Annotated in this window: 12 protein-coding genes and 2 tRNA genes; 7 read left to right on the top strand and 7 right to left on the bottom strand. The window is 60.2% G+C overall.

The annotated features are described in order from the left end of the window. Window positions 1-3: 3 nt before the first annotated feature. From HYP802_RS0115660 to HYP802_RS0115650, 3 genes are read right to left on the bottom strand one after another with little or no spacing between them, the layout of a single operon-like run. On the bottom strand, window positions 4-1632 hold the full coding sequence (locus HYP802_RS0115660; protein WP_024276107.1) for a cbb3-type cytochrome c oxidase subunit I: 1629 nt from the start codon (window positions 1630-1632) through the stop codon (window positions 4-6). Beyond that, a complete protein-coding gene (locus HYP802_RS0115655) occupies window positions 1616-2155 on the bottom strand; it encodes a cytochrome c oxidase subunit II (RefSeq protein WP_013948331.1) in 540 nt (179 codons plus the stop codon). Before HYP802_RS0115655 ends, HYP802_RS0115660 begins: the two co-directional genes overlap by 17 nt. Before the next feature lie 8 nt (window positions 2156-2163). Continuing rightward, window positions 2164-2358: a hypothetical protein gene (locus tag HYP802_RS0115650; RefSeq protein WP_013948330.1), complete on the bottom strand. Its 195-nt coding sequence runs from the start codon at window positions 2356-2358 to the stop codon at window positions 2164-2166. Between the two features lie 902 nt (window positions 2359-3260). On the opposite strand from HYP802_RS0115650, the gene ilvD reads away from it, so the two are divergent. Both ilvD and HYP802_RS0115640 read left to right on the top strand, forming a co-directional pair. Continuing rightward, the gene (ilvD, locus tag HYP802_RS0115645) at window positions 3261-5090 is read left to right on the top strand and encodes a dihydroxy-acid dehydratase (protein ID WP_013948328.1); all 1830 of its coding nucleotides are present in this window, start codon (window positions 3261-3263) and stop codon (window positions 5088-5090) included. A 253-nt stretch (window positions 5091-5343) separates the two neighbouring features. Continuing rightward, window positions 5344-5589 carry a hypothetical protein gene (locus HYP802_RS0115640; protein ID WP_024276106.1) on the top strand — a complete coding sequence of 82 codons (246 nt, stop codon included), beginning with the start codon at window positions 5344-5346 and terminating at the stop codon, window positions 5587-5589. A gap of 616 nt (window positions 5590-6205) precedes the next feature. Here HYP802_RS0115640 and HYP802_RS0115635 read toward each other — a convergent pair. Further along, window positions 6206-6280: transfer RNA gene (locus HYP802_RS0115635), tRNA-Asn, on the bottom strand. A 121-nt stretch (window positions 6281-6401) separates the two neighbouring features. Continuing rightward, window positions 6402-6475, bottom strand: a tRNA-Cys gene (locus HYP802_RS0115630). A 353-nt stretch (window positions 6476-6828) separates the two neighbouring features. Between HYP802_RS0115630 and HYP802_RS0115625 the strand changes: the two genes are divergently transcribed. From HYP802_RS0115625 to HYP802_RS0115605, 5 genes are all read left to right on the top strand, one after another. Further along, on the top strand, window positions 6829-7482 hold the full coding sequence (locus HYP802_RS0115625) for a protein-L-isoaspartate O-methyltransferase (protein WP_013948326.1): 654 nt from the start codon (window positions 6829-6831) through the stop codon (window positions 7480-7482). Window positions 7483-7845: 363 nt separating this feature from the next. Beyond that, entirely contained in the window at window positions 7846-9246 is a 1401-nt protein-coding gene (locus tag HYP802_RS0115620) for a TolC family outer membrane protein (RefSeq protein ID WP_155831245.1), read from the top strand. A gap of 263 nt (window positions 9247-9509) precedes the next feature. Further along, on the top strand, window positions 9510-11318 hold the full coding sequence (locus HYP802_RS0115615) for a DUF2497 domain-containing protein (RefSeq protein WP_024276104.1): 1809 nt from the start codon (window positions 9510-9512) through the stop codon (window positions 11316-11318). 331 nt (window positions 11319-11649) lie between these two features. Next, window positions 11650-12360 (top strand): DUF2497 domain-containing protein, encoded by a 711-nt coding sequence (locus HYP802_RS0115610; protein WP_024276103.1) that lies wholly within the window; start codon window positions 11650-11652, stop codon window positions 12358-12360. Window positions 12361-12483: 123 nt separating this feature from the next. Then, a complete protein-coding gene (locus tag HYP802_RS0115605; protein WP_024276102.1) occupies window positions 12484-15252 on the top strand; it encodes a valine--tRNA ligase in 2769 nt (922 codons plus the stop codon). A 105-nt stretch (window positions 15253-15357) separates the two neighbouring features. Here HYP802_RS0115605 and HYP802_RS0115600 read toward each other — a convergent pair whose 3' ends face one another. Together HYP802_RS0115600 and HYP802_RS0115595 are read right to left on the bottom strand one after the other, a co-directional pair. Next, a complete protein-coding gene (locus tag HYP802_RS0115600) occupies window positions 15358-15960 on the bottom strand; it encodes a DUF2939 domain-containing protein (RefSeq protein ID WP_024276101.1) in 603 nt (200 codons plus the stop codon). A gap of 72 nt (window positions 15961-16032) precedes the next feature. After that, the gene (locus tag HYP802_RS0115595; RefSeq protein ID WP_013948318.1) at window positions 16033-16467 is read right to left on the bottom strand and encodes a helix-turn-helix domain-containing protein; all 435 of its coding nucleotides are present in this window, start codon (window positions 16465-16467) and stop codon (window positions 16033-16035) included. Between the last annotated feature and the right edge of the window lie 19 nt (window positions 16468-16486).

The raw sequence follows: 16486 nt of genomic DNA, 5'->3' as shown, positions 1-16486 counted from the left end.
GACTTAGTTTCCAATGTCGACGCGATGGATAAGCGCCGGATGCACGTCCAGCAGGTAGAACTGCGCGATCGGATAACCGAAAGCTACGAGCATCAGGAAGGCTGTCACGGTGTTCCAAAGTCCGAATCCGTTCAGCGCGTTCGGCATCCGTTTCGGCGGATAAACTGCAACCGCATAGTGCATCTGCCGGCTCGGAACCCGAGAAGCAAAGAAGATCGACGCGAGGTTCCAAAGGAAAAGCAGCGCTGCGGCCAGCATTACGAAGCCGCCAACCATCGAGACCAGCGTCCAAGGCTGCCAATCGGCCATCGCCGGATTGGAGTAGTCGAATGTCGCCACGCGGCGCGGCTGCCCCATCAGGCCTAGGATGTGCCACGGAAATGTCGTGACGACGACGCCGATGGCCCACAGCCAGAGCTGAAGCCGCAGCAGCCGATTATCGAAGCCCTGGCGCTGGAGAAGAAGCGGCCAGATCTGGTAGGTGGTCGCAAAGTACATGATCACGACCGAGCCGCCGAAGATCAGATGGAAATGCGCCGTCACCCACGATGTATTATGCACCATCGCGTTCATGCCGTAGGCCATGTTCACGACGCCGCCGAACCCGCCGAAGCCGAGCAGGACGAAGGACAGCCCCGTGGCAAGAACCATTGGCCGGTCCCATGGCAATGCCGCAATCCAGCCTAGCAATCCTTTGCCGCCGCGCAGTCGGCCGGCAATCTCCATCGACGCGCTGATCGTGAAGATGGTCAGCAGCGTCGGGAGCACGACGAGAGCCGTCAGTGTCGCTTGCAGGAATTTGAATGTGGCACCGTGCTCGGGATCCATGAATAGGTGATGCATTCCGACCGGCAGCGAGAACAGAATGAGCAGCACGAAGCTGATGCGCGCCATCATATCGCTGTAAAGGCGTCCGCCGGCCACTTGCGGCGCAATCGTGTAGAACGCGATGTAGGCCGGCAGCAGCCAGAAATAGACGATCGGATGCAGGGTCCATGCAAAGAAGGTTCGCGCCAGACCGACATCGACCGTTTGGCTCCAGCCGAGCGACGAGGGGATGAGCTGGAAGATCACTTCGACGCCGACGCCGAGAGTCGTCCAAAGCCACAGGTACGCGTTTGCGACCGTCGCGAACATCACGAGAGGAACGGGCTTGCCCGGGTTTTCGCGCTTCCATTGCGCCATGGCCCAGATCATGATCGCGACCCACGCCCATGACCCGACCACGATCAGCAGCACACCGAAGTAATAGGAAAAGTCGCCGATGAGCGGCGGATAGAATGTGTAAAGCACGCTCGCTTTTCCTGCGACGATCGGAATGATCGCCAGAACCATACCAATGACGGCGACCCAGAATCCAGCCCACGCCAAGCGCATGCTCGGCAATGGGCGGTCAAGGGATGTCACCGCTACGAAATAGCCAAATCCCATCGCGAATAGCGTGGGCATGACGTAGGCCATGATCGTGCCGTGCGCAGTGACGGACGCAAAGTATGTTGTGGGCGATGTCAAAGGCGGATTGATCCCGCTCCTGACCGTCATCTGCCATGCTCCGAGGACGGCAGCGATGCCGAGCGCAACGAACGCGACGACGAGATGCGCGACGACCAGTTTTTCAGCGCGATACTTCACAGCTCATCTTTCCAAGGGAATCGGGCTTCCAATGCGCGTCGTCGAGAACCTTTACGAGCGCCCACATTTCGCTGTGACCCAAGCCGCAGTATTCGTGGCAGGGCATGAGATGATCGCCGGGCGAATTGAAAACCGTCCGGACTTGCGACACGTAGCCGGGCACGACCATCGTGTTGGCATTGGTGCCCGCCACGATGAAGCCATGGATCACGTCCGGGCTGGTGACGCGAAACGTGACGGGCCGCCCGACGGGAACCGGAATGCAGCGCGGCACGAATTCGAATTGCGTCGCAATGACGCGAACGGTGACGGAACCATCTGGATTGACCTGGGTCCCGAGGTTGCTCGCGACGAATTCGCTATTCGTGCTGAGGGTGGTCGGATCGATTGTCTCAACGTGGCTCGGCGGACGTATCGCCATCATGATGCTTGTCACGACAAAGACGGCCAGCATGATGCCGACGGCCGATGCCGCAACGATGCCCCAGCGTTCTTCCGATTTGATGATGTCCTGTTCGCTCATGCCTCAGCTCACCCAATCGGCCCGCGCGGCAGGAAGACCAGGAAATAAAGGAACAGGTAGGCGAGCACGAGAATGCCGACCGCGGTGCCGGCAAGCGCGAAAGCGCCCTCTGGCACGTCCCGAAGGACAGCCTGCAATTGCTTTTCGTCTACGGTGTCAGTCTCGTTTTGCGGCTTGGCGGGACGTGGCGGATCACTGGCCATAAATCTATGTCCAATTTTAAATGTAGCAATGCACGACCTGAATTGAAACTTGTCTGGCTATGTACGGGCGGACAAGATTCAATTGAGACTGACTTGGCAATATATAACAAGGTGCCGTTTAATCAGATATGACATTTGTGCCGCCAAATTGAAAAGCCCCTTAGTGAGGCTGATCCAGGTCAGACTTGGGCGCGGGGCGGCATGATGCGTCAAGCGTATCGTAATTCAACTAATCATCGCTTATCACTATTGGATTGGCTGATTCGGCGGCAAGTTCAGATCGTCCGCTTGCAGTGCGTCGTCTCGGATGCCACAAGAGAGAAAAAAGTATTTTATTTTGAATTTCGATTGTGGGGTATTGGAATACTTTGTCGATAAAATAGATGCATGAAATCTATTTGAAATTCCGATTTGTCATTAACGATGAAATAAAAAAATTAAGTCTGAGAATTCCGGAAATAAAAACGCATGAAACTCGTATTTTCAAGAAGCTGGTCTGCTCGAGCATCGTTCGCAGTCGGATTTTAGCCCGACGCCGTGCACACTCCCACAACGCTGCGCCAGCGTGTCGGCGCTGTCCGAAAAGGCTGGACGGATTTTCCGAGCAGGGCACGCAAATCCCAGAGCCTCAGACGGCAAATTCGGCATATAATTTGACCTTCCGGACGCTTCTGCTTAATGCGGCGTCGCTGCAATGCTTTCGGGCCTGCCGCCAAGCAGTTCTCGCGGGGGCGGGTGACCGCCTCTGCGTCATTGGCGCTCGGCGTGAGACCCTGTTATCTTCGGCATTCGGCGCCAGTTATGCTATTGGCCAGCCCACGAAAAGCGGCCCGGATGGCGAGCCATCGTCCGCTTGATCTCCAAACGACCCTTACGAGCCCATTACGAGAAAGACCCTCGATATGCCTCCTTATCGTTCCAGGACGACCACCCACGGCAGAAACATGGCTGGCGCGCGCGGCCTATGGCGTGCAACCGGCATGAAGGACGAGGATTTCGGCAAGCCGATCATTGCCGTCGTGAACTCGTTCACGCAGTTCGTTCCGGGGCATGTGCATCTTAAGGATCTCGGGCAGCTCGTCGCCCGCGAGATTGAGCGCGCCGGAGGCGTCGCCAAAGAGTTCAACACCATCGCCATCGATGACGGTATCGCCATGGGTCACGACGGGATGCTCTATTCGCTCCCCTCGCGTGAGCTGATTGCCGACAGCGTCGAATACATGGTCAATGCCCATTGCGCTGACGCCATGGTCTGCATTTCCAATTGCGATAAGATTACGCCCGGCATGCTGATGGCGAGCCTGCGGCTCAACATTCCGACCGTGTTCGTTTCGGGTGGACCGATGGAAGCCGGCAAGGTCATCCACGACGGCAAACAGATGGCAGTCGACCTCGTCGACGCCATGGTTGCTGCCGCCGACGATCGCGTGTCCAACGAAGCCGTGATGGCGATGGAGCGTTCCGCCTGTCCGACGTGCGGTTCGTGCTCGGGCATGTTCACCGCGAACTCGATGAACTGCTTGACCGAAGCGCTCGGCCTTTCGCTGCCAGGCAACGGCTCAATCGTCGCGACGCATGCGGGGCGCAAGCGTTTGTTCGTTGAAGCTGGCCATCTCATCGTCGATTTGACCCGCCGCTATTACGAGCAGAATGATGAGACGGCGCTACCGCGGACCATTGCAGGCTTTGCCGCCTTCGAGAACGCCATGACCCTCGACATTTCGATGGGCGGATCGACGAACACGGTGCTGCATTTGCTTGCCGCTGCGCAAGAAGCCGAAGTGCCGTTCACGATGAGCGACATCGACCGCCTCTCGCGCCGCGTTCCGTGCCTGTGCAAGGTCGCGCCAGCGAAGTCGGACGTGCACATGGAAGACGTTCATCGCGCGGGTGGCATCATGGCGATCCTCGGCGAACTCGATCGTGCGGGCCTGCTCCACACCGACGTTCCGACCGTTCACGCCGCCACCCTGGGTGAGGCCCTGTCGCACTGGGACGTCGCGCAGTCCAACAGCGAGACGGTCGCCGATTTCTATCGCGCGTCTCCCGGAGGCGTGCCGACGCAGGTCGCATTCAGCCAGGATCGCCGCTACGCCGAACTCGACATCGATCGCACGAAGGGCGTCATTCGCGACAAGGCTCATGCTTTCTCGCAAGACGGCGGTCTGGCCGTGCTGTTCGGTAATCTGGCCGAAGAGGGCTGCATCGTGAAAACCGCTGGCGTCGATGACAGCATCCTGAAGTTCACCGGCCGTGCCCGCGTTTTCGAAAGCCAGGATTCGGCCGTGTCCGACATTCTCGGCGGCCGGGTTAAGCCGGGCGATATCGTGCTGATCCGTTATGAGGGACCGCGTGGCGGGCCCGGCATGCAGGAGATGCTCTATCCGACGAGCTATCTGAAATCGAAAGGCCTCGGCAAGGCTTGCGCCCTCGTTACGGACGGGCGCTTTTCAGGCGGATCGTCGGGCCTGTCGATCGGCCACGTATCGCCGGAGGCGGCAGCCGGCGGCGCCATCGCGTTGGTGCAGGAAGGCGATGAGATTCAGATCGACATCCCTGAGCGCCGCATCCACCTCGCAATCAGCGATGAGGAAATGGCAAAGCGTCGGGCCGCGCAGGAGCAGATCGGCTGGAAGCCTGCAGAAGCCCGAACGCGTAAGGTTTCGAAGGCGCTGAAAGCCTACGCCAGCATGGCGACCAGCGCTTCTCGGGGTGCCATTCGCGAGATCTAAGCATCGAAATCGGCCGTCCTTCTGATGCGGTGGACGGCCACTTCGCGTGCTTCCGGAATGATGTTCGTTCGCCGGACGGCGAGCTGCCGTGTACGCCTGCATCGGCGCGCGCTGAAATGGGAAAGGCGCAGTCGCCGTTTCCGCACCGACTGCGGCGATACGCCATTATGCCGTTCCTATAACGTCGCCTGCTCCGCCGTCTCGATTTCAAATATGGCCATCGCTACTTCTCCGCCACGAAAGGAGATGTGCCATGACATATCCAGGCATAATACTTATTGGTCGTAACACTTGGGATCGACGGGACAACGATAAGGACGCGCCCCGCAAGGTCGCCTACAACCTGTTCGCCGTCGTAGCGTTGATGGTGGCTGCCGGCATCATCGTTAGTGCGGCCCATCCGATCAACGAGGGGGCCACAAATCCTCGCTTCGAATCGATGGGCGTGAGCCATATCCCAACAACGTTTCGAGGCGCGCCCCCAACTCGCGGCAACTGAGTTCGGCCACGTTCTCTGAGGTCATTAGTCAGAAGGTCGGACGGCTTTGCTCTCAGCTCCGTCTGACCTTCTGCGTTTTCGTTCCAATGTGGAGCCGGCAAATGCCGTTCAAACCTCATTCGCAAAATTCGTCTCGGAACAATTCCGCCGATCTGTTTTGTCAGGCCCGTTTGATCGAATTGTCATCGATCGCTCAGCGTGCGAGCGATAGTGTCGAGAAAGTGCCAGCGGCAGCTGAGAAGGAGCCAATAGCGGGACGATCTCTCATTCCTTCCCAACAAAGCGTTTGTTCCGCATCGATATTCCATATGGCGGTCCACTCTTCGGGATGGTGGGAAATTCGCGAAGGCAACGGGAGTAAAGCCGGCCTATTCCGCACGCGCCAAGCGGCGATCAAGTTCGCCCGTGACGAAAGCCCTGGCGGCCGATTTGTAATTGTCGACGACACGTTGTGGGGGTGACCCGATTAACCCGGCGGTCAGGACCGGCATTTCTTGCCCGGCGAAGGCCGTTCAAGGCACCGATAACGGCCATCGTCGGTCTTGCCTAGTATGCCCGCAGATCGGTTTGAGAGTGGACCGCCATTTCGAGGTAAGCGAATATTTTCAGCTGGAAATGGCTCCGCGGGTAGGGCTCGAACCTACGACCATCCGATTAACAGTCGGACGCTCTACCACTGAGCTACCGCGGAATACCGGGGCTGTGCCCGGAAAGCGCCCCGCATAGCAGAACGAGTCTGCGCTGGCGAGAGGCTAGCTCGATTTTCTTTAGCGTATCCAACGACGCCGGACGGCGACAAGTCGAAGCACGCTTGGAGGCCACGGCCGGAATTGAACCGGCGTTCACGGATTTGCAATCCGCTGCGTCACCACTCCGCCACGTGGCCCCACTCGTATTCGTCCAACCGCCTCTCCGGACCGCAATGTGGTCATGCAAATCCGGGCGCCAATCGATCGAACGGGCCGTCTAACACAGACGCCGCGCTTCTTACAAGCCGTTACGAAGATGGATTGAAATTGTTCGGATGAGGCCGCCTCACCAGGGTTCGAGACGCAACCGGAGCAAGGGCCAGGCGGCTGGCACGCGGATGTTTCCTCCCCAAGGGGCCAAATTAGTCAGTGAGTACCGTAGATAAGCGTTGCAAACCGCCCACATGCGACCGCTTTCCAGTCGCGCGAGGCTCATGGACTGCGTATAGAAAGACTTAACACAGGCAAGAACTCCGGCGCGGAGACAAGCGTGACGAACACTGCTCTGCAACGCAAAAATATGGTCGAAAGCCAAATCCGTCCGAGTGACGTGACGGACAGGCGCATCACGTCGGCCATGACGGTCATTCCGCGCGAAGCCTTTCTGCCCGCGAAGCTCGCAGACTTGGCCTATAGCGACGAAAGTTTGATGATCGCGCCCGGACGCGAGGTGCTGGCGCCGCGCGTTCTCGCCAAGCTCATTCAATTGGCCGAGATAGAAGAGGCCGATAACGTCCTCGTCATCGGTGAAGCTGGTTATGGCGCAGCGCTCGTCTCGCAGTTTGCGGCCAAGGTCGTTGCACTGCTGCCTGATGAGGAAAGCGCCAAGACCGCTCAGGCCGCGTTCGCGGCGAACGGCATCACGAACGCTATCGCAGTATCTGGCCCGGCAGCCGCTGGCTGGTCGGCCAAGGCACCATATGATGTCGTCCTCGTCGAAGGTGGCATCGAGCGAGTGCCTGAGGCGCTGAAACCGCAGGTTCGTGAGGACGGCCGTTTAGTCGCCATCGCAACGAATGACCGGATCGGCAGGGCTGTCGAGTTTCATAAGCGGGGAGGAATCTTCGCTCTGCGTGAGGGGTTCCAGGCGTCGGCTTTGCCGCTGGCTGGCTTCTCGGTCGAGCGGCCTGCTTTTGTATTCTAGATTGAGATTTCTGGTGCAAAGGGGGCACAGTCGGCGGTCTTTTGACCGAGCTGATGCAGGGTTGCGCTGGAAAATGGATCGCCGAAGCTTTTGAAGAAAGACAGGGAAGTGCATTTCCTGCAACGCTTACAAACAAAAGCGCAGGCGAACACTGGCGTGACGTAAATACCGCCATAGATTACGCAGTGCGTTTAAGAAGGGGAAACCCTTTAGTCGGTCGGGATCGAATCGGCTAGACGGGTTACAAACGGGGGTCCTCTCGCTTGTTCGGGGCAGCGAGTGGAATGCAGGTGCACACAATTGGCTAAGACAAAATCAAATCAATTGTCCCGTCGCGATGCGACTTCGGTCCAACGTCGCACGTTGACTACATTCATCGCTTTGGCGGCCTATGCCGCTTTTTCGACTGACGTCAGCGCTGAAACGCTGATCGATACGCTCTCAGCGACATACCAGTACAGCCCGACGCTCGATGCGGCCCGCGCGCAGCAGCGTGCGCGAGACGAAGACATTGCTCGTGCGAACTCCGGCTATCGGCCTGACATCAACGCCTCGGCAAATGTCGGCCGTGAGCGCACGAGAACGGTTTCTCCGGTGCCAGGAACGACGGGGACGAACGTCGGTTCTCCGCGTGGATATGCAATTGATCTCGTGCAGCCGCTGTTCACCGGGTTCCAGGTCACCAACGCCGTCAATGCGGCCGAAGCGAATGACCGTGCCGGCCGTGAAACGTTGCGGAGCACCGAACAGCAAGTTCTGCTCGATGCGGTGACAGCCTACGGCGACGTCACTCGCGATCAGGCGATCGTCAAGCTGAATGAAAACAACCTCAAGTTTCTCGACGCCGAACTGAAAGCTCAAAGAGACCGTTTCGCCGTCGGTGAAGTGACGAAGACGGACGTTGCGCAGTCGGAAGCTCGCCGCGCTCTCGGTCAGTCGGACCTCGATCAGGCGCGCGCCAATTTGAAGTCGAGCCGTGCGATCTTCGAGCAGGTCGTGGGGCATCCGCCCTACAACTTGATTGAGGCCAATCCGAACACCAAGCTTGTGCCGCGATCGCTGCAGGACGCCATCGCGATTGGTACGAAAGAAAATCCGATCGTCGTGCAGGCGCTCTATTCAGAACAGGCCGCCCGCTACACAGTCGATCAGGTTCGCGGCCAGTTGCTGCCCCAGGCGCAACTCGAAGCCAACTACACCGATCAGTACGACCCGTCGGAAGGCATCGATCAGGGAACGTCTGCATCCGTTGTCGCCAGCGTTACTGTTCCGCTTTATGCGCAGGGCGGCGAAGTCTTCGCTCAGGTTCGCCAAGCCAAGCACAACCATATTGCCGCGCTTCAGCAGATCGAGGTGCAGCGTGCTTCGGCCCAATCGCAGGTGGTTCAGGCTTGGTCACAGCTCGTCGGCTTCAAGGCCCAGGCTGAATCGGACAAGGCGTCGATTGTTGCCAACACCACAGCTTTGAACGGTGTCCGCGAAGAAGAGCGGGTCGGTCAGCGTACGGTTCTCGACGTCTTGAACGCACAGCAGGAATTGCTGCAGTCCCAGGTCAACCTCGAGACCACGAAGCGCAACATTCTCGTCGCGTCGTATACGCTGGTTTCGGCAATCGGACGCCTCAGCGTCTCGGAAGTCGGCGCCGCAACGGCCGTCTACAATCCCGAAGTCCACTACCAGCAGGTTCGCAGCAAGTGGTGGGGTATCGATATCACCCACGGCGACGGCCGCCGGGAACACGTGGATGTCGCACCGGCCAAGTAACCGGATAGAGTTCCCAAGGGTTTATCGAGGCCGGATTTTTCCGGCCTTGATGCTTTTTTGCATTTCAGCGTCCCCTCGCCGCCTTGAGAGTGCCGCTCTCCGGGGATAACTTCGGCGGAGATTGTTGCGGTTTTTCCGCAACCTGCCACCATTATGGCAATCGTTGATGGCGCGATGATTCCAGGCGAAACACCGGGCCTTTATGGTGCAGTCATCGCGTGCGCCCGCGAATGCGGGCGGCTCAGTTGCGAAAAAGGTAGGGTATGTCGAGACTTGAATCCAACGCTGAGCCGAGCATGGAGGAGATCCTCGCCTCGATCCGCAAGATCATTGCGGAGGATTCATCCGGCCTGAGAGCGCCATCGGCGGCACCCAAACCAGGCACGCCCTATTCGCCGACGCCGAAATCAGCCTCGCCTCAGCCGACCCAGGCTCCTGCGCCGACACCGCAGCGCGGGTTCATGTCGCGAGAGGCTTTTTTGAAATCGCCGCCGTCCTCGGAGCCTGAGACGCGGAAAGACACGGATGCGCCGTTCGGAGGTCCGCGTTCTGCCGCGGCGGAGCGCGCTGACCTTTCGCCGTCGTCGCGGCTTCGTCCGCGTGATGAGCCGTCGCCCTTCGACAGAGTTTCGCCCTCTATTCGCGATCGTGACGCCGCGCCGACGCGAGAGCCCTTCCGGGCGCGCGGTGACGAACGGTCGACGGAATCCGCGCCGACGAACGAATTCAAGGCCGAGCCGCAGTCGCCAGCTTCCTCGCAGCCGTCCATCTCGCGCAGCGAAACGCTCTCGATCGACGCTCAGATTGCGGCCGCCCGGTCCGTGACCATCGAAACGGTCGAGGTCGTGCCCGTCGAGGAGGCGCTTCCGATCGTCAAGGAAGACTCGCCTGCAATTCTCAAGGTCGAGCCAGAGCCCGCAGCCGCCAAGTCCGTCAGCAAGACCGATACCGCAAGCATTGAAGCGCAGTTGACGGAACTGCTGAGCGAAGACCTTAACGCGCTCCGCCAGAGCCGCGCGAAGGCGCAAGCGGACGAAACGGCCGTAAAGCTCGGCGAGCCGAAAATCGAGGCGGAAGAAACAGCCCCGACGGAAGCGGCGAAAGACACGGCGTCGAAGCCAGAGGCCAGCGATCCGTTCGCGTTCGATCTTGGCCCGTCGCCGTTTGCGCCGAAGCCCGCTTCTCCACACCAGAAAATCGAAACGCAGGAAGCGTCAGCGCCTACGCCGAAGACCACATCGGCTCCTGCTGCGGAAGCGGAGCCAACTGCCGCCGCAAAGCCCACGCCGTCACCGCAAGCGTCTGCTCCCGCAGAGCCCGCGCCGCTGCCGAAATTCGAACCCATCGCTCCGGCTCCCCAGCAGCTCCGCACTTCGGAACCTGCCGCCGAAGAGGAGCCGCGTCCTGCGCCGCGCGTCACATCTCCTGAACCGAAGCCGGTTGAGGCAAACAATCCGTTTGGTAGCGCTCCGTATTTCGGTCCCTTCGGGCCGCAAAGCGCCAGCCCGGCTGAAAAAGCCGTCTCGCCAGCGGCAATGACGGCATCGCCAATCGCAGCGGTTCCACCGAAGTCCGAACCGGAAGCGCCTGCGCCGCGCGGACGGCCTACCTTCGCGGTTCCAAGCGTATCGGCGACGCTAGGTCCGTCCCGCAAGCTGGAGCCGCTTGCAAACGCCTTCCAGCCTGCGCCGCCACCGCCGCCGAGCGTGATGGAGACATTCGCCCCGGCTGCCGAAAGCGCACCTGAGCGGCGTTCGTCCACGGCACAGCAGTCGGCGCCGGAGCCGCCCTGGGCCGCGATTGCTGCTCGCACAGTCTCGTCCGAGCCGCCGTCGTCATCTGCGACGCCGACTGCTGACGACAAGCGCGACGAAACGGTTCTGCATTCGACGCTTCCTGCAACGACATCGGAAACTGCGCTCGACCGCCAGATGGAAGATGCTGTCGCCGATCTTCTCAGGCCGCTGCTCAAAACGTGGCTCGCCGAAAATATGCCGAAAATCGTCGAGCGCGCGCTTCGTCGTGAAATGTCCGAGCGTCTCTTGCCTGGTCAAAAGAACCCCCGCGACTAGCCCATTGATCGAAGTGGATAACGTCGTCTCGGAGACTGTGCTCTCCGGGACGCGACAACGCGCGATTTTCTCGGCTCACTGGCCCTACAACAATTTTATTCTTGCCCGTGGCTTTCGCCACACGGTTGCCTCGACCCCGTCCTAGCGTTGCCTTCAGCGGGGGGCCGCATCGACCGACAAGCGCGAAGTTCGGCAGCCCGTGACGTCACTGGGTTGGGCACGCGCGCTGCGGCGAACATCTCCAATCCAGCTACGACGAACCGGAGGGGCAACAACGGGGCTGCCGACGCGGTTCTGCGATTTGAAGTTTGTACGCAGAAGAGGATGCGTCATGACACAGATGAACGGAGCGAAACACGACGTTGAGGACATTCTGGCCTCGATCCGCACGAGTATTGCCGATCGCGCGCCCATGTTCGAAAGCGAGAAGCGGGAGGCGCGCATGACGGCATTGCGCGGTCGAAACGCTCTCGCGGAAGAAGCTGCGGATTTCGAGCTGCCGGCGATCTTCAAGTCTTCGGCGCAACCGACCTCCGTGCGGCCCAACTTACTCGGGAGGCTAAGTGAAGCTTTGGCATCAGCACCACCAGAGCGCGAGAGATCGCGCACGGTTATTCCATTCGAGCCGATCCACGGCCGCATGATCGAACCGCCGCCGGTCCGGCGCGAGCAGGCAGAGAAAGAGATTTCGTCGGTCGCAGCCGAGAAGATTGCGGCTGAAAACGACAGCCAGAGACGCAATATGCCGTCGTTCTTCGATACCCGTATGAACCGCATGAGCGCGATGTCGCAGCCGGCTGCCGAACCGCCGCCGGAACCAGCGCCCGCGCCGCGCGGCCCGATGGCCGATATGGCCCAGCCGCCGCGCCTGCCGGATTTCCCGTTCGGTGCTGAATCCGGTGGCGATGTCGAAGACGCCGCGGCCCAGCTTCTGCGGCCGATTCTGCGCCAGTGGTTGTCGGAAAACATGCCTAAAATTGTCGAGAAGGCGCTTCTGACGGAAACCGGCCGGCCGACCCACGTCGGTCCCGTGCGCCGCTGAGGCATGTCGCAAACGCGCGATGACAGGGTAGAAGGGAGCGAAGGTTGACAGCTGCCGAAGGTCGGCCTTACGACCGTGGTCCGAAAATCACGGCCTGACAGCTGAAAAGCGACGCTCCCTCCAATGCTTGAAAAGACATTCCGACCGGCCGACATCGAGCCGCGTATCAATTCCGAATGGGAGAAGGCCAACGCCTTCAAGGCCGGGCGCGCCCCGTCCGGCGGAAAGAACGCGGCGTACTCGATCGTCATCCCGCCGCCGAACGTGACGGGCTCGCTCCATATGGGGCACGCCCTCAACAACACCTTGCAAGACATCCTCGTCCGTTTCGAGCGCATGCGCGGACGCGACACGCTCTGGCAGCCGGGCACCGATCACGCGGGCATCGCAACGCAAATGGTCGTTGAGCGCCAGCTCACCGCCAACAAAGAGCCGTCGCGCCGCGAGCTGGGCCGCGAGGAGTTCTTGAAGCGCGTCTGGACCTGGAAAGAAGAATCCGGTGGCACCATCGTCACGCAGTTGAAGCGTCTCGGCGCCTCCTGCGATTGGAGCCGCGAGCGCTTCACGATGGACGAGGGCCTGTCGAAGGCCGTCGTGAAGGTCTTCGTGCAGCTCTACAACGAAGGGCTGATCTACAAGGATAAGCGCCTCGTCAACTGGGACCCGAAGTTCCAGACCGCGATTTCCGATCTCGAAGTCGTGCAGGTCGAAGCGCGCGGAAAATTCATGTGGTCGAAAGACAGCGGCGAGCCGTTCGATGCGGCGGCGCTTGCAAAGGTGCTCGCGAAAGATCCGAGCGGCCACATGTACCATTTCCGCTATCCGCTCACGAAGAAAGTGCCGGGCTACGACAAGGATTACATCGTCGTCGCGACGACGCGTCCCGAGACGATGCTGGGCGATACCGGCGTCGCGGTGCATCCGGATGATGAGCGCTACGCTGCTCTGATCAAGGCAGGCGCAAAGGTGAAGCTGCCGCTCGTCGGCCGTGAAATTCCGATCGTCGCCGACGAGTACTCGGACCCTGAGAAGGGCACCGGCGCGGTGAAGATCACGCCCGCGCACGACTTCAACGACTTTGAGGTCGGCAAGCGTCACAACCTTGCGCAGATCAACATTCTCGACGCCTTCGGCAAGATCAACGACGAAGCGCCCGAAGCCTATCGCGGTCTCGACCGCTTCGACGCGCGCAAGAGGGTCGTCTCCGACATCGACGCGCTGGGCCTGCTCGAAAAGATCGAGCCGACCGGACATACAGTGCCGCACGGCGACCGCTCCGGCGTCGTCATCGAGCCATGGCTGACGGACCAGTGGTACGTCAACGCGGGCGAGCTTGCGAAAAATGCCGTCTCCGCCGTCGAAAACGGCAAGACCGTCTTCGTGCCGAAGAACTGGGAAAAGACCTACTTCGAGTGGATGCGGAACATCCAGCCCTGGTGCATCTCGCGCCAGCTGTGGTGGGGTCATCAGATCCCGGCGTGGTATGGGCCTGACGGCAAGTTTTTCGTCGCCGCGACCGAAGAAGAAGCGCAAGCTCTTGCGAACAAGCATTACGGCAGCGACGTTGCGCTGACCCGCGACGAAGACGTGCTCGACACTTGGTTCTCGTCCGCGCTCTGGCCGTTCTCGACGCTCGGCTGGCCCGACGACACGCCCGAGCTTGACCGTTATTACCCGACGTCCGTCCTCGTCACGGGCTTCGACATCATCTTCTTCTGGGTCGCCCGCATGATGATGATGGGTCTCCACTTCATGAAGGAGGTGCCCTTCAAAGACGTCTACATCCATGCCCTCGTTCGCGACGAGAAGGGGCAGAAGATGTCGAAGTCGAAGGGCAACGTCATGGACCCGCTCGTCCTGATCGACGAGTTCGGCGCCGACGCGCTGCGCTTCACGCTCGCCGCGATGGCAGCGCAAGGCCGCGACATCAAGCTCGCGAAATCGCGCGTCGAAGGCTATCGCAACTTCGCGACCAAGCTCTGGAACGCCTCGCGCTTCGCCGAAATGAACGAGTGCGTGCGCCAGCGCGACTTCGATCCGAAGACGGCGGTGCAGACGTTCAACAAATGGATCATCGGCGAAACCGAGCTGACGTCGAAGGCCGTCACTGCCGCGCTCGAAGCCTACAAGTTCAATGAAGCAGCCGGCGCGATCTACGATTTCGTCTGGGGCCAGTTCTGCGACTGGTATCTGGAACTCATCAAGCCGGTGCTCGCGGGCGATGAAGAAGACGCGAAGTCCGAGACGCGCGCCGTCACGGCCTGGACGCTCGACCAGATCTTAAAGATGCTGCACCCGTTCATGCCCTTCATCACCGAAGAGCTGTGGGCGCACATGGTCGAGCACGGCGTGAAGCGTGATGTGCTTCTCTGCCTCAGTCAATGGCCGAACCTCGATGGTCTCGTCGAAGTCGATGCCGTCAACGAGGTGAACTGGCTCGTCAACCTCATCTCGGAAATCCGCTCGGTCCGCACCGAGATGAGTGTGCCCGCCGGCGCAAAAATTCCGCTCGTTATCGTCGGCGCCGATGAGGTCACGCGTCTGCGCGTACGCCGCAACGACGAGACGCTGCGGCGCATCGCACGCGTCGATGAAATCGACTTCGAAGAGGCCGCGCCGAAAGGTGCAGCCCTCGTTGTCGCAGGCGAGACGACGGCGGCCTTGCCGCTCGCCGGTATCATCGACATGGATGCCGAAAAACGCCGCCTCGCGAAAGCGATCGAAGGCGCAGAAGGCGATCTGAAGAAGATGGACGCGAAACTCTCCAATCCGCAGTTCATTGAACGCGCGAAGGAAGAGGCGATCGAGGAAGCGAAAGAGCGCAAAGCTGAACTCGAAGCCGAGATCAAGCGCTTCTCCGCCGCCCTCAAACGCTTGAGCGACGCGGCTTAGGTTTGCTCAATCCGACATCCCGGCGAAGGCCGGAATCTAGAATGCGTCAGTTGGAATGCTGGCTATTGTCGCGGATGGCTGCAGAGGCAGCCATCCGCGCAAATCTCAATTGAGATCGGTGAATTTCTGCACAGTCGCTTTCTCCGGCGTCAGAAACTTCACGCGCAACGATGTCAGCTTCCAGCCGGTGGGGCGTAATTCCAGCTTCCCGAGATAGAGACGCGACGCATCATGCTTGTCTTCCATGTCGATCTCGAAGCTTGTCAGGCTCGTGAACTCGGCGCGCTTTACACGCGCCCACGCTCGCGAGACGCGCTCAAAGATCGGCAGCTTGCTCGCGTCATCATCGCTCTCGACATAGGTGCGATAGGTCTGGCGAAGTTTGAAAAGTTTCGGCAGCCCTTCGGGCGTCACGTACTTATCGACAAGACCATCGACGACGCCCTGGCCCCAATAAGCCTTGAAGCGTGTCCAGTACCCTGGCTTCTCTGACGCGTCTTTCTCGCTATCGGGAAGGCTCAAGGCGATCTGCGCAATGGCCGGCTTCAGCGTTTCGCGCACGCTTGGCCACTCGATAGCGCGCGCCAGATAATCGGAATCGCCGTCGCGCACCGCCTCGCGAATGCCCCACGCCGTCACGAACGGCGAGCCGACGTATGCGACCGCAATGAAGGCGAGTAGAGCGGCAATGACGGCAAATGGCTTCATCGTATTTCAATACCAAACCAACGTACGGTCACTGCGAACGCCGCAAGCAATTCCGCCCGGCATCGGACCGCCTCAGACAGCCGACAGCGGTATCTTTCGTGTGGTGCGAGAGCTATTCATGCGCGTGCGTCGCAGTTTCGAATTGGGCTTCGTAACGAAGGCGTCGAGCGCGTCCGCATTCGTGCGCCCCCAGGCATAAAGCAGCTCAATCGGCTCGACAAAGCGGCAGCCGAGCGGCGTCACTGTGTAATCGACAGCTGGCGGCACCGTGCCGTGCACATGACGCTCCACGAGGCCGCTCGCTTCCATGCTGCGGAGCGTTTGCGTCAGCATTTTCTTCGAGATACCCGGCAGACTGCGCAATAGAACGCCGGTGCGGGCCGAGCCGCCAAGTTCGGAGTGCAGAACATGCAGGATCATGCTCGTCCACTTGCTCGCGAAAATCTCCAGTACCCGGCGGGGCGCACAATCTTCGTGAAACTCCTGCTTGGGCGAAGTTCGGCGCACTCTGGTTACCTCATGGTGC

Origin of the sequence: Hyphomicrobium sp. 802, assembly GCF_000526135.1 — a bacterium.
Lineage (GTDB): Bacteria > Pseudomonadota > Alphaproteobacteria > Rhizobiales > Hyphomicrobiaceae > Hyphomicrobium_B.
Note: the sequence above shows the minus strand (reverse complement) of the source record. Positions and strands in the feature narration are given on the sequence as shown.

Coding starts and splice junctions, on each gene's coding strand:
- HYP802_RS0115655 (WP_013948331.1), bottom strand. CDS start 2,155: ATGAGCGAACAGGACATCATCAAATCGGAAGAACGCTGGGGCATCGTT.
- HYP802_RS0115650 (WP_013948330.1), bottom strand. CDS start 2,358: ATGGCCAGTGATCCGCCACGTCCCGCCAAGCCGCAAAACGAGACTGAC.
- ilvD (WP_013948328.1), top strand. CDS start 3,261: ATGCCTCCTTATCGTTCCAGGACGACCACCCACGGCAGAAACATGGCT.
- HYP802_RS0115640 (WP_024276106.1), top strand. CDS start 5,344: ATGACATATCCAGGCATAATACTTATTGGTCGTAACACTTGGGATCGA.
- HYP802_RS0115615 (WP_024276104.1), top strand. CDS start 9,510: ATGTCGAGACTTGAATCCAACGCTGAGCCGAGCATGGAGGAGATCCTC.
- HYP802_RS0115610 (WP_024276103.1), top strand. CDS start 11,650: ATGACACAGATGAACGGAGCGAAACACGACGTTGAGGACATTCTGGCC.
- HYP802_RS0115605 (WP_024276102.1), top strand. CDS start 12,484: ATGCTTGAAAAGACATTCCGACCGGCCGACATCGAGCCGCGTATCAAT.
- HYP802_RS0115600 (WP_024276101.1), bottom strand. CDS start 15,960: ATGAAGCCATTTGCCGTCATTGCCGCTCTACTCGCCTTCATTGCGGTC.